Source organism: Bifidobacterium dentium JCM 1195 = DSM 20436 (assembly GCF_001042595.1).
Lineage (GTDB): Bacteria > Actinomycetota > Actinomycetes > Actinomycetales > Bifidobacteriaceae > Bifidobacterium > Bifidobacterium dentium.
On sequence record NZ_AP012326.1, the window covers coordinates 1,477,704 to 1,491,553 of the forward strand.

Consider the following 13,850-nt stretch of genomic DNA (forward strand, 5'->3'; position numbering starts at 1 on the left):
TCATTCCGCCTTCATGTCTTCGAGCGCTACGCCAGCGGTCTCCGGCAGACCTTTGGTGACGAACAGGAAACTGATGGCCGCGAACACGCCGTACATCAAATACGCGCCGCTGAGTCCGACGCCGTGCTGCAGGGATGGGAACGAAGTGGATACGATGAAGTTGCCGATCCAGTTGAATGCGGTAGCCACCGCCATACCCATGGCACGGATGCTGTTCGGGAAGATCTCTCCAAGCACGACCCACATGGCGGGCCCCCATGTACCGCAGAACGTCAGGTAGAACAGGTAGACGGCAATGAGCGTGATCGGAGCCCACGCATCGTTGAGATGCAGGCCGGAGGCATCCATCGTGGCGTGGGCGAAGCCGAATGCTGCGACGAACAGGAATATTGCCATTCCTGCAGAACCGAAGGCGAGAAGCTTACGGCGTCCGATACGGTCGATGAGAACCATGGAGATGACCATCGGAATGAACGCTGCGAACGTGCGGATCATGGCGATGTCAAGCGCCTGCTGTTCCGAGAATCCCATGGAACGCCACAGGCTGGAATCGTAGTAGAGAATCACGTTGACGCCGCAGAATTGCTGGAAGAGAGCCACGAGGACGCCAATCCAGACAACCTTCTTCAAACCGAAAGTGCGTCCGAGCAGATCGGAAAGCTTCGGAGAGGTCTCGTTGCCGATGGATTCGCGGATCTGACGTACCTTATCTTGCGGATTCTGCGTGCCATTGATGCGCTTGAGTAGTTCGGCGGCCTCGTCGTAATGGCCTTTCATGACCATGTAGCGCGGGGTTTCCGGCAGTCGGAGTGCAGCCACCAGCATGATGATGGCGGGAACGAACATGACCATCAGCATCCAACGCCATGTGGAGAGGCCGAACCAGAGCGTATTGTCGGCGCCGCCTGAGCTTTTGGCGAGCAGGTTGTTGGCGATGGTGGATCCCAACATGCCGATACCGACCGCGAACTGCTGGAAGCTGGCAAGGAAACCGCGCATCTTGGTTGGCGATACTTCCGCGATGTAGGTAGGGCCGACGACCGATGCGAGGCCCACACCGAGACCGCCAATGAGTCGGAAGGCTATGAAGGGCCAGACGGCAGGGGCCAGAGCGGAACCGAGGGAGCTGATAATGAACAGGATAGCCGCTGTGAGCAGCGCTTTGACACGACCGTAGCGGTCAGCGAATTTTCCGGCGAACCATGCACCCAATACGCATCCGGCCAATGCACCGGAAACGGATAGGCCGCTCATGAAATCGTTGAGGCCGAATCCGGACTTGCTGCCTGCGATGGAATCGACCGCGCCGTTGATTACGGACGTGTCGTAGCCGAACAGCAGTCCGCCCGTAGCTCCTGCGAGGCATACGAGGATGATACGGCGTTTAATGGTCGGGGCGATGACCTCAACTGCTCCGCCTGCCTGCTCTGGCAGATTCGAAGATGACATGTTGACTCCTTCGTCTTATCTTGTAAGCGATGACAACATCAACGATATGGCCACACGAATCTAATGATCACACAATATGTGATATTTAGTCATATAATTGTGACCTACTGTCAATCCCTGTATAATTAAACATCACATTTTGCCATACTGAAGTCACAGGCCGCCGGCAAATATCCGTTGACGATGAAGTGGAGGGACTCATGGCCGTCGCATCTATGCCAATGACGTACAACACCCTGATAGGCCCTGATTACCGTGAGGAGAATGTCTATCCGGAAGGATTTCCCGGATTGGTGATCGTCCATGATTCGTTGGACGAAAGAGCGAAGCCTCACTGGCATCCGGGAATGGAATTCGTCTACTCGGCCCATGGCAGTTGCCCATTCATCGTGGACGGGCGGGAAATGGCACTCAACACCGGAGATCTTCTGCTCATCAACCCGTATTCGATTCACTATGGCATACCGGAGAGTACGGATGGAACATCTCCAGTGATACTGTCCGTAACGTTCAACGACGAGGTTCTAGAGCGTCTCTATCCCTTCGCCGACAGATACGAATTCTCCCTGCACTCCCCTCGCGTCACCAGGGACGACCAGGCCCGACTCATGCAACTAGCGGAAAACATCATCCGCTGGCAACGATCCGACGAAAGCATCCGAGGATTCAAACTCAACATGCTGCTGTATGAGCTGTTGTCCCTGCTGTATTCGAAATTCGTTTCCGGAACACGCAGTCCGGAACTGACACGCTCTGGACGCAATATCACCATGCAGATCATCGGATATGTAACCTCGCATCACAGGCAAAGAATTGACGCGGCCGACGTAGCCCGGGAATTCGGCTACAGCAGGGAGCATTTCTGCCGCATGTTCCGTAAGGCGACCGGAACGACATTCAAGGAGTTCCTGACCGAATTGAGGCTGGACGACGCCTGCAGAAAACTGTTGAATTCATCATCTTCCGTGGCCGCCATCGCAAAGGAATGTGGATTTCCCGACACCAGAGCCTTGCAGAACACCATGCAACGCAAGCGCGCGATGAGCGCGCAGGAATACCGTAACCGGAACAATGAACGGGACTGACGTGCGACGGACAGAATAACCCAATTTCGCCGCCGCGTTGAAAACTCAGCTTCCCGAACGCATTCCCTTCGAGACATTACGCGGTAGGAACCAATGCATTATGGTTCAATCGATCGATACCTACCTTCAGGTCCTTCAATCCCTTGCCAAACACCAAAATCAAGGATTTCAGCCCATCAAATGGCGGCTGAGTCAGCTGCTCGAACTGGATATATCCGTTCTGTTCAACATAACTAATGATCCTGTTCAGCGTGGCATTCTGCGACGGACTGAGCGAATGGTTGTTGATGAACTCGCCAAACGCATCCATGGTATCTTGATGGTCAAGCTTAACGATGCGTCGCACCAACAATCCGAGCGGAACGTCGTCAAACGCGTTCTGATATTCCTCCTCGGAACCGAGTTCATAAATCAGAGTGTTCTCCAGATTCGAGAAGTCCTCGCCGAATAGAGGCTCGTTGTAGGGAAGCTTTCGGATATCATCATCGTCGCTATGCTCATTGATGTACCGATTGACTTTCTGTTTGCAATCCTCGTAATGTTCGGTGATGTCGAAATCCTGCCCCTCCACTCGAGCAATGATTGGATCCTTCAAATCCGTGATAATCGTCCTTCTAGCGTTGGAATCCGCGATGAAACGAATCAGCCCACGCAACGTAACTCGAATCCGTTCCAACTCTTCAAGTGAAGCACCATCGAGGTATTCCGAATCATCGGCAATCCGTTTAACCATCCTCTCCTGTGCCTTGACCTGAAGAATGGTCTTGCCGATTTGTTCGCCGCCCTTGGTCTTGATGCCGCGCTCCATGAGTTCTTGCAACACTATGTCCACTGTGTCGGAGTTCATGATAAATCCGTTCAACAATTCAGCATTGATATGGTCAGGTACCTCGATGCTTCCTCTCCATCATCCTTACCGAAATCGTTCTCATAGCGTTCCTTGTCGGCTTCAGACAGATCATCGTATGTGATTGCCTTCGTTTGCGAACTTGGTCTTGGTCTCGATATTGTAGAACGGTACGAGGTAGCGGTCCGGCTCCACAACCGTCTTGTACTCGTAAAGGTGCGTCTGCCCGTTTTATGTGGTGGCGAATCTCATCATCGATGGATTCATAAACAATCATGCGGCATCATTCGGATTGGAATCTGTCTGAACCTTTATGGATTTTCTGTTCGTCAGTTTCCTTGCGGATACTCCTTGCTTTTCGCGAAGGTTCTTGACAGCTGGCTCCCGCGAGCGGTCCCGTTTCGCCGTGGACCTTCGGATTGCCGCGACGACGCCCGGGACCACTAGAAACGCCGCCCGGATGCCGATGGACTTCGCGTAATCGGATATCCAGGTTCCCGCGACCACGGTCTTCTTGGCTGTGCTCTTCTCTCGTTCGGCAACGTATTTCGTTCGAGTTTCCCTTACCAGCAGTCTGTAGTCGTTGATTCCGTAGGGCGTGTAGGTAGCCAAGGTCACGTAGTCCTTGTCACGTTCGATGGACAGCGATGAAACGTCTTCGGGAAGCACGGTGCGAACGTCGTCCACCTTGTAGGCGAGCGTCTTGTTCGACACGCGAATATAGAACTCGTCGGACGTCAATTCGACGGTCTTCACCACAGCACCGGTCTGCTTGTTCTTGATACCGACAGTGAGCCTGGGGGCGCTTGCCCTCGCACCCCGCGTCTCCCTGCCATTTCTTGTTGATCGTTATGGAAACGGTCTGGCCAGTATCGGAAGATGAGTTCCATCCACGGCTTGAGCGACCGAAGACGCCAGTAGTATGGATGCGCACAAGGCAATCACCGGCACGATCCCCAGCAGATGCCGCATGCGCCCTCCGAATTTTGCTTTCATTTCTCTCCTCGCCACGGTATGCGTGTCTAGGCTTCTTTCATAATCCAGAACCTCCACAAGATCGCGCAAATCCTTTTCGAGAACTCGGACTAACATGATGAAACCGTTGAAGTTTCAACGATCTTTGACTTATCCCCTTTGTTACCGGAGGTAAAAGTGAGATTTGTTGGAAACCTACCCCACCTTCACCTCCACCCTTGCAACCGTCTTCCGACACGCCGATATGATGTGGACTGCAGCACAGCGGAGGAAGAACAAAGCGTTTGGAGACACTTCGGACGCTCCGCCATAGCAGTCATTCGAAACATGATGTCAACCGGAGCCAACGGCAACCCGGGCGCACAAAAAGCCGGTCCTTCCCTGCTGATTTGCGATTGCCTCGAATCAGTCGGAAAGGACCGGCTTGATGACGGATCGCCCGCGCCGGCTACTGACCCACGTTAGAGAAGGCCCAATGCCGGTAGCCGGTGAAGTACGCCGTGGAAAGCGCTACCCCAGCATGAGCACGCAACTCGTGGCGATCCATACTGGCCATGTTTTGCGCGATACGATCCACCGTGATGGTTTCCAACCGTTTCTCCATCGTCATTCTCCCCCTCTTACGTTGATGCTTCGTGCGTCGAGCGCCTTCACCAACGCCTCGTCGTGAGTGACCATGATCACCGCGGAACCCTCGTCGCGCGCCATGACGATCAGTTTCACCATCTGGATTCGTACCGATCAGTTCCGGATTCGGGAGGCACCGACACACGCCAAGCATAACGAGCAGTGCGCCGTCACAAATCCTCAAGGTCGTCCGGAATCGGACTGTCGTCAAGATTGATGGTGAAGAGACGGTATTTGCCGGCATACAGACCGGCCTCGTACTCGGTGGTGAAGCCCATTTTGCGGAACAATTCGACTGTTCGTTCGTCGCGATAGTCGGAATACGCCGTCACCAACGGACTACGCTTGTTCCGCAAGGCGTTACTCTTGATACATATCAGCGCATCACGCAATGCGAAAAACCCCATTCGGATTCCCCTGCAGTCCACCGAGCGGGCGAGTGCCGAGATATGGTAGTGTCCCCTGTCATTGAACCACGTACCGCCATCCACGAGACGAATCCAACAAACGGACGTCACCTCATCCGTTTTCCAATCCACCATGCGCATGGAAAGCCGCACTCGGTCCTTCTCGCCGCTCACCGTATAAGGAAGCGCCGAGATCATGCATTCGACCTCGTACTCCCATGGTTGAAGGAACCGATCGCCGACCTTGATGGCCGTCGCCATTGCCCCTGACCCTCTTTCCACCGGAATGGCGCATCGCATGGGGGCGATGTCATCCCAATGATCTAGGCTCAGGTCAACCCATCGTAATTCGCGTGCGACGTTCAGCATCAAGACGTTCCATATAGCAGCGGAGAGCCATGCATGACATACGCTCGTCTCGTTCCACCCAGCGACGGTACTCCTTCCGTATTATTCTCAGCTCCTCCTCAGTGGGTCTTCCCCGCATGTCGGATTATCCTTTCTTACGGTTTCGTATACCTACAGCCTAGGCCATTCGTCATACAAAACAGGATTCTGCGCAAAACATTTTACAGCCATATCCCAATATTAGAAGTAATTCTTCCCGTAAGAATCGGTTTAAATCGTGCTTTCTGCATTTCTCCGTGATTAGCAAAACAGCCGCCCCACCTAATGGCGGGACGGCTGCATGTCATGCGCCGCGGCATTCCTCATGCCATCGGCATCGACTTATGGACGCTCCTCGATGATGCGCCGGATTTCCTTGAGATCATCGGCGAAATAGATGCCGCGCTGACGTTCGGGAGTGGAGAATCCTGCAGTGATCATGCGATCGAGCAACGACCTCATATCGTCATAGAAACCATTGAGATTGTAGAAGATGCAAGGTTGGGTCAGTTGGTTGAGGCAGATCTTCGAAACGACCTCGCTAACCTCCTCAAGCGTACCGGTGCCGCCGGGAAAGGCGATGAACACGTCGCCAAGTTCGATCATCTTGGTGCGACGTTCCGTGATATTCGATACGACATGCAATTCGGTGAGACCGTTATGTTCAACGCCTCGGTCCACGAACATCTGCGCCTCGATGCCGGTCACTTCGCCACCGGTCGCCATGACCGTATCGGCGAGCACACCCATCAGCCCCTCATCGGAACCGCCGTAAACCAGCCTGTTGCCGCTTTCGGATATCCACGTCGCCAGTTCCACGACGGCTTCCTTGAACGCAGGGTCATTGCCTTCGTGTGCCCCCAGGTACACCGTAATGTTCATGCATGTCTCGCTTTCCGTCCGCCGACCAGTCTACAAGAAGGGGTGTCTTCCATGCGGGCCGACCAAACCGTTTCGGCATCAATTACGGAAGGACCAATGCCAGTATCCGGTACGGTATGCGAGCAGCAACGCCGCGGCCGGTATTGCCATGCAGATCAGATAGAACAGCCAGTCGACCCCATGCAAGCGCGACGTACGCGCCTGACTGCGCGGAACGTCGCCGCCGAATCCACGTGCCTCCATGGCGGTGGCAAGCTTGGTTCCGCGACGAATCGACACGACCAGCAGGCTAAAGGCCTGCAGGAACACGCGTCTGATGGCGCTTCCGTCGCCCAGACCTCGCGAACGGCGGGACAGGCCCAACGCACGCCAGTCATCCTGCAACAATGTAACCATGCGCATGCCGGCCAGACCGCCGTACACGAATCTCGACGGCAAATGCAGAATCTGCACCAGACCATCCGCCAGATCGGTCGGATCGAGCCCAAGCGCGAAAATCACGCCGGGCACCGCGATGGCGGCGACACGCAGGAACGTCGCAGCACCCGCATACAACGAGCCTTCCGACACCGCCATAAGACCGAATGTGAACAGCGTCGCCCCGGAAGCGGTGCCATACAAGGTCACGGAAACGAAACTTCCTACCGCGGCAATCCATACCATCCAGGTTTTCCGCAGTACCGTCAATGGATTCACGCCACCGATCCACAGCAGCATGAGGTCGATCAGCAGTGCCGCAGAGGCGGAGACGACGTCCAATGATAGGAACATCGGCACGCATAGCAGAATAGCTCCGATGAAACGACTGACCGGATTCAGTTTCGCAATGAACCATGACGGCGACGTCGCCCGCGGCTCATCATGACGTTCCTCATGGGCCACAACGCCAATGGTTTCCATCATCGTCCCTCCTCACTTACCACGATGCGGCGCGCATCCAACGCTTTGACCAAGGGCTCGTCATGCGTGACCATGATGACCGCGGAACCCGCGTCACGCGCACCGGCGATAAGACGTACCATTTCCATCCATGTGGTGAAATCCTGTCCGAACGTCGGTTCGTCCATGATGATCACCTTCGGCGCCGCCGCCAGCATGGACGCCACCGAAAGCCGCCTCTTCTCACCCCCCGACAACGTGAACGGATTGGCCGGTGCGAACCGTTTGAGATTCATGCGTTCCAGCATCTCGTCGGCGATGGCATAGGCCTCCTCATCAGATTTGCCCATGGATTTCGGCCCGATCGCCACTTCATCCCGTACGCTGGATGCCACGAACTGATGCTCCGGCTCCTGGAACACCATGCCAATACGCCCAAGCAGATCGCGGCTTTTCCATGTGAACGGATCATTCTCACGATGCGCGGGCATCATGGAATCAGCCACGCGCACATGGCCGGCAATCGGCTTGAGCAGACCGGCCAAGGTCAGGGCCAAGGTGGACTTGCCCACGCCGTTCCTGCCGGTAAGCGCGGTGACCTCCCCCGCATGGAAACGCACATCGATGTGCTTTCCCAAAGGAAAGCTGCGACCGAAACTCAAATCATCGGTATACAGCACCACATCGCGATCATGTCCGGTTTGAGTCGGGGCATAGCTTGCGATGTCACGTCCCGGCACCCACGCCCCGCCTTCGGCGAGGACATCGCCCATGGCGTTGAACACCTCTTCAGGCGAGCCATCCGCAATGACGCCGCCTTCATACGAATCATCGTTCGGTCTGCCCAGTACGATCACACGGTCCACAAGGTCAAGCCACACATCGATATGGTGCTCCACCACCACCATCGTCTCATGGCCGCGCTCAAGCACTTGCCTGACCGCGTCATGCACCTCCTGCACGCCTTCCGGATCCAGGTTCGCAGTTGGTTCGTCGAGCAACAGCAGTCCGGGATGCATGGCAAGCACGCCCGCCAATGCCAACCGCTGACGCTGGCCGCCGGACAGCCGACGTGTGGAATGATCCGTACGCATGTAGTCTAGGCCCACGATATCAAGGGCCGCACGCACCCGCTTCCAGATGGCGTCTCGTCCGAGGCCGAGATTCTCGCAGCCGAAAGCGGTATTGTCACCTGCACGTTCAAGAATCGTCTGGGCGTCCGGATCCTGCATCACCAGGCCGCTCCTGCCGCGTGCCGTACGTGAATCGATGCCGTCGATCAGCAGGCTGCCTTCCTGTTCGCCCTCATCATCGCCGCCGAGCACGCCGGCCAATCCAGCCATCAACGTACTTTTGCCAGCACCGGATGCGCCAAGCAGCAGTACGCGCTCCCCCGGCTTGATTTCAAAATCGACATGTCGCAACGCGAAATCCTTACGCGAAGCATGTCTCCATCCCCAGTCAACCGCCTTCACACCGGCTGCGACCACGGTTCCGACTTCATCCGTCGTCATCTATAGGTTCTCCAATCCGCGGTATCCCCGACCATATGAAGAGGGTTTGCGGCGTACGCGGCATGTACGTCGCAAACCCTCGCCCGCCTTGAGCGCGACGGCGCTCAGACCAGTTCCTGCATACGTCCGGATTCGAAGCGGTCAAGCACGCCGGTCTTCGCCAAAGCGAACTGCACCACCCACATGAAGGCACCTCCCATCACCGCGCCGGAAATCACGCAGCAGATGGTGAACGTGCTACCCTGCAACACGGTCCAGCCGGAATGGGTGAGCCAATCATAGCCGCCGTTGAACAGGCCTGTCAGCGCGCCGGCCAGGGTGACGGAGGCAATGTTCCACTTCTTGTAGGCGAACACGGCGAAGCCGATTTCCGCACCGAGACCTTGGAACATGCCTATGATCAGGGAGCCTCCGATGCCGAACGGATTACCCATGAGCGCCTCGATGAGCGCTGCCACGGTCTCCGCGAAGAACGCGGCGCCAGGCTTGCGCACGATGATGGCCGCCAGAGGACCTGCGAACAGCCACATGAAGTTGAACAGACCGCCCAAGCCAGGTGTCAGACTGTCGAAAGCGCCGATCGGAACAGCGTAGATGATATCCCAAGCCCAGAAGATCACGCCGGACGCGACGGCGATGATGGCCGCCACGACGATATCGACCACGCGCCACTTGTTGGAGTGCTTCTTTACTGCGGAAGACTGAATGCCAGTCATGAATTGTGCCTTTCTATTCCATCAAGGCACGGGAAAAGAGAGACGTCCGTGCGCCGGCATTACCCGGTATACGTTCATACGGTCGAAGCGCGTTCGCTTCCTCTCAGCCTTAACGGCCCCCGTGTCTGTGACAGATACTACACAAGGCACACGATTTTCGCCACCGCCTTACCGTAGCGGGACACGCATCAGCGATTCCGCGAGTTGCCTGAAGGTCGCGCCGAGACCGTCGGTACGCAATGCGCCTTCTTCGGTCAGCACCGCAGGACGTCCCGCCTCGCCGGTCTCGCGCAGTTCAGGTTCCAGCGGCAACTGTGCGAGCAATGGCACCTCGTATCCCAGATTCTGGGATAGCTGGAGGGAGACACGTTCGCCTCCACCTTCTCCGAAGATCTTCAGCCGTTCGCCCTTATGCTCGAAATAGCTCATGTTTTCGACCACGCCCCGCACCTTCATCGGCACCTGCAGCGCCACCAGACCGGAGCGAACCGCAATGTCGGAGGCGGATGGCTGCGGAGTGGTGACTACCACGAGTTCGGCGTTCGGCAGGGCTTGCGCCACGGAAATCGCCATGTCTCCGGTGCCTGGCGCCAAGTCGAGCAGCAGCACGTCGGGCTCCCCCCACCACACGTCCGACAGGAATTGTTCCAGTGAACGCTGCAAGCGTGGGCCACGCCAGAGAATCGCACGGTCGGCTCCGGCGAACATGCCGATGGAGATCATCTTCACGCCCCAGGCGGTCACCGGCATAAGCATGCCGTTGAGGTTGGTGGGTTGCGTGTGCACGCCGAACAATCGCGGCAGCGAGAAGCCGTAGATGTCGGCGTCGATGGCCGCGGTGTCGTAGCCCAATGCGGCAAAGGTCGCGGCAAGGTTGGCGGTGACCGACGATTTGCCGACGCCTCCTTTGCCCGATGCGATAGCGAAGATACGGGTCTTGATGCCTGGCTTGTTGAACGGGTTCTGTTTGCGTTCCGCCTTGAGACCAGCCACCAGTTGGGTGAGCTTGTCATGGCTCATGGAACCGACCTCGATATGAGGCTGCAACGTGGCATCCGGATATGAGGCCACTGCACCATTGATCTGATTCGTGATGGTCTGCGAAAGCGGACAACCTTCCACGGTGAGTTCGACGGCGACGGTCACGTCGTATGTGTTGTCCTCCCCTGTGACCGGCGTCGCGTCGATGGAAGCGATCATGCCCAAGTCGGTTACGGAACGACCCAATTCCGGGTCGATCACCTTGCTGAGACGTTCGTAGATTTGCGCTTCGATCATGCGCTCGTCTGTCATGGTTCCTCCTTGTTGCCGCGTACCAGCCTAGCGGTCATGCATGCGGCATGCCAGAGCCTCGTAGGTTTTGCTCACGAGAACTGCATCACACCGTACCGCTGCTCAGCAGTTGTTTGAACTGGTCCTCATTGAGCATGGGAATGCCCAATTCCTCGGCTTTTGCGGCTTTGGATCCGGCGTTCTCTCCGACCACCACCCAGTCGGTTTTCCTGCTGACCGAGCCGGCCGCCTTTCCGCCATGGGAGATAATGGCTTCTTTGGCGGAGTCGCGGGAGAAATCGACCAATGACCCGGTGACCACCACCGTTTTGCCTGCCAAGGTCTGCGGCAGATCGTTGGTTTCGGCCACCACACCCACGCCGGCGGTCTTCCATGCATCCAACACCGTGCCACGCCAGTTGCCCGGTTCGTGTGCGGCAGTGAACCATGTGACCACGGATTCGGCGATTTCCGGTCCGATACCGTCGATTGCCGAAAGTTCCTCGACGCTCGCATGTTCGATTGCGTCGAGCGAGCCAAAGGCCGTGGCGATGGTGCGCGCGGTCGGCGGACCGAGGCGGCGGATCGACAGCGCCACGAGCACACGCCATAAATCCACGTGCCTCGCCTTTTCCATTTCGTCGAGCATCTTGCGCGTATTCTCAGCAGGGCGAACGTACACCGGCTGCACGCTGGTCACGCCGGTGCGCGACACCTTGGTATCCTCACGGATCACTACGGCGTCGGCCGGCACATTGTACTCTGGGTATTCCGAAACGGCGGCGCCGTTCACCTCCAGTTCGGCAAGTTTCTTGGCGGAGAGTTTCCTGGCCGAGGTCGGAGCGGTCCAGAATGCAGGCACCTGATGCCACAGTCCGGATCCTCCCACACGCTTGCGCGTCTTCTTGGTCTTGCCTGTATTGACGTCGACGGTTTCATGGATTTCGATGATCGGTGCCTCGCGCCATACGCGCACATCCTTCAGATCGGCGGCGGTCAGTGAGAACAGGCCCGCCTCGCTGGAGAGCACCGGCGTCTGCGCATCCGGCAACCGCAGTCCGGCAACCGGCTCGTAGGGTTCGGGCTCTTCGCCGGGTTGGACGAGTATTTCAGTGATCTCCGGCGCATACGTGTCAACGGAATCGGGGCGGTCCTCCTCCGGATTGGTCAGCGCGATCGCCGATTGATCGCCCAAATGTTCGATATCGAACGCCTTGCGGGAAGCCAAGTTGATGATGCGCTCGGTCAACTGCGCAGGGCATGATTCCACATTCGGGCAGCGAATGTCCTTGTCGCCCTTTTTGGCCGGAGCCAGTTCGGCACCGCAGCTCGGGCAGTGCGTTGGCATGACGAACGCGTGCAGACTCTCCTCCCGCCCCTTGCGGCGCTCGAGCACCGGGCCCACGAGCTCGGGAATCACGTCACCGGCCTTGCGTACCACCACGGTGTCGCCAATGAGCACGCCCTTGCGCTCCACTTCGAAAGGATTATGCAACGTGGTACGTGACACGGTGGAACCGGCCACATATACGGGCTTCAGGATGGCGACCGGGGTTACGCGGCCGGTTCGGCCGACCTGCACGGTGATGTCGAGCAGATCGGTGTTGACCTCTTCCGGCGGGTATTTGTAGGCGATGGCCCAGCGCGGCGCACGTGAGGTGGCACCGAGCGCGCGCTGCAATCCAAGATCGTCGACCTTCACGACGATGCCGTCGAGCGCGTGTTCGATATCGCCGCGATGTTCGCCGTAGTAGTCGATCATGTCAAGAATGTCGGTGAACGACGTGATTTCGCGATTATGCGGCGAAACCGGCACGCCCCACTTTTCATACAGCGCATATGCCTCGGATTGATGGTTGATCACGTCATGTCTGTCGGCACGTCCCGCGCCCCAGCGTAGTGAGCCGATGCCGTGCGCGTAGAAGCTCAGACGGCGCGTGGCGGTGATGCGCGGGTCTTTCTGTCTGAGGCTTCCGGCGGCGGCATTGCGTGGATTGGCGAATGGGGCTCGGCCGGCGTCCTCATTCTCGCCGTTCAATGCGGCGAAGTCGTCCCAGCGCATGAACACCTCGCCGCGGATTTCCACGAATTCGGGAATATCGCCTTCCGGGCCGGCCAGATTCTGCGGAATGGTCGAAATCGTCCGCACGTTGAGCGTGATATCCTCGCCGGTCACGCCATCGCCTCGCGTCAGTCCCTGTTCGAGCACGCCGTTACGGTACACGAGATTCAATGCCAGACCGTCGATCTTGACTTCACAGGTCATCGGCAGCGGTTTGGATTCCGGCCAGTCGAGATCGCGGATCACACTGTCGTACCAGTCACGCAGCTCTTCGATGGAAAACACGTCATCGAGGCTCATCATGCGCGAAGGGTGACGTACGGAGGCAAAATCGTTGGAAAAGGTACCGCCTACGCGATGGGTCGGCGATTGCGGGGTGTCCAAGGACGGGAATTGCGATTCCAATGCCTGTAGGCAGCGAAGCCGCGCATCATAGGCCGCATCGGACGATATGGGGGCATCGTCGATATAGTAGGCGATCTGATCGGATTCCACCCAGGCCGCGACCTTCGCCCACAGCCGGGCCGCCGCTTCGGCACTCAGCGAAGAGACGTCAAGCCGGTCGAGTCGCATGGCATCGGCGTCAGTGGACTGCAATGCCGCAATCCACCGTTCGGAACCGGGGACCAGTCGGGAGGCGTCGCCGTCGGCATCCACCGTAATCTCGGGTTCGGCGGTGCCATCGACCGAAACGTCGAAATCCCAAGCAAGCTGTTCGGAATCGTCATGCTGTGTCATGAATGTTATT

General features: G+C 57.4%; 12 protein-coding genes and 1 riboswitch. Of the genes, 1 reads left to right on the top strand and 11 read right to left on the bottom strand.

Annotated features, from left to right (window positions below; all coding sequences use genetic code 11):
* Nucleotides 1-1,449, bottom strand: a complete 1,449-nt coding sequence (locus BBDE_RS06400; RefSeq protein ID WP_003839840.1) for a sugar porter family MFS transporter — start codon at nt 1,447-1,449, stop codon at nt 1-3.
* A gap of 200 nt (nt 1,450-1,649) precedes the next feature.
* Here BBDE_RS06400 and BBDE_RS06405 point away from each other — a divergent pair, with 200 nt between their 5' ends.
* The gene (locus BBDE_RS06405; RefSeq protein ID WP_003839839.1) at nt 1,650-2,534 is read left to right on the top strand and encodes an AraC family transcriptional regulator; all 885 of its coding nucleotides are present in this window, start codon (nt 1,650-1,652) and stop codon (nt 2,532-2,534) included.
* A gap of 76 nt (nt 2,535-2,610) precedes the next feature.
* On the opposite strand, the gene BBDE_RS06410 is transcribed toward BBDE_RS06405, so the two are convergent.
* The 10 genes from BBDE_RS06410 to ligA form a co-directional block, all read right to left on the bottom strand.
* A complete protein-coding gene (locus BBDE_RS06410) occupies nt 2,611-3,381 on the bottom strand; it encodes a type I restriction-modification enzyme R subunit C-terminal domain-containing protein (protein ID WP_003839837.1) in 771 nt (256 codons plus the stop codon).
* Nucleotides 3,382-3,654: 273 nt separating this feature from the next.
* Nucleotides 3,655-4,095 (bottom strand): sortase, encoded by a 441-nt coding sequence (locus BBDE_RS11645; RefSeq protein WP_269447084.1) that lies wholly within the window; start codon nt 4,093-4,095, stop codon nt 3,655-3,657.
* A gap of 709 nt (nt 4,096-4,804) precedes the next feature.
* Nucleotides 4,805-4,966, bottom strand: a complete 162-nt coding sequence (locus tag BBDE_RS11420) for a hypothetical protein (RefSeq protein ID WP_003839829.1) — start codon at nt 4,964-4,966, stop codon at nt 4,805-4,807.
* 187 nt (nt 4,967-5,153) lie between these two features.
* A complete protein-coding gene (locus BBDE_RS06425; protein ID WP_003839827.1) occupies nt 5,154-5,759 on the bottom strand; it encodes a hypothetical protein in 606 nt (201 codons plus the stop codon).
* A gap of 360 nt (nt 5,760-6,119) precedes the next feature.
* On the bottom strand, nt 6,120-6,659 hold the full coding sequence (locus tag BBDE_RS06430; protein WP_003839826.1) for an LOG family protein: 540 nt from the start codon (nt 6,657-6,659) through the stop codon (nt 6,120-6,122).
* 78 nt (nt 6,660-6,737) lie between these two features.
* Complete coding sequence (locus BBDE_RS06435; RefSeq protein ID WP_003839824.1) at nt 6,738-7,562, bottom strand: energy-coupling factor transporter transmembrane component T family protein; 825 nt, start codon at nt 7,560-7,562, stop codon at nt 6,738-6,740.
* On the bottom strand, nt 7,559-9,052 hold the full coding sequence (locus BBDE_RS06440) for an ABC transporter ATP-binding protein (RefSeq protein WP_003839822.1): 1,494 nt from the start codon (nt 9,050-9,052) through the stop codon (nt 7,559-7,561). Before BBDE_RS06440 ends, BBDE_RS06435 begins: the two co-directional genes overlap by 4 nt.
* A gap of 104 nt (nt 9,053-9,156) precedes the next feature.
* Nucleotides 9,157-9,768, bottom strand: a complete 612-nt coding sequence (locus tag BBDE_RS06445) for an ECF transporter S component (protein WP_003839821.1) — start codon at nt 9,766-9,768, stop codon at nt 9,157-9,159.
* Nucleotides 9,769-9,795: 27 nt separating this feature from the next.
* Nucleotides 9,796-9,901: riboswitch (TPP riboswitch) on the bottom strand.
* A gap of 35 nt (nt 9,902-9,936) precedes the next feature.
* Nucleotides 9,937-11,061 (bottom strand): Mrp/NBP35 family ATP-binding protein, encoded by a 1,125-nt coding sequence (locus BBDE_RS06450; protein WP_003839820.1) that lies wholly within the window; start codon nt 11,059-11,061, stop codon nt 9,937-9,939.
* A gap of 85 nt (nt 11,062-11,146) precedes the next feature.
* Nucleotides 11,147-13,840: an NAD-dependent DNA ligase LigA gene (ligA, locus tag BBDE_RS06455; protein WP_003839818.1), complete on the bottom strand. Its 2,694-nt coding sequence runs from the start codon at nt 13,838-13,840 to the stop codon at nt 11,147-11,149.
* Nucleotides 13,841-13,850 lie beyond the last annotated feature (10 nt).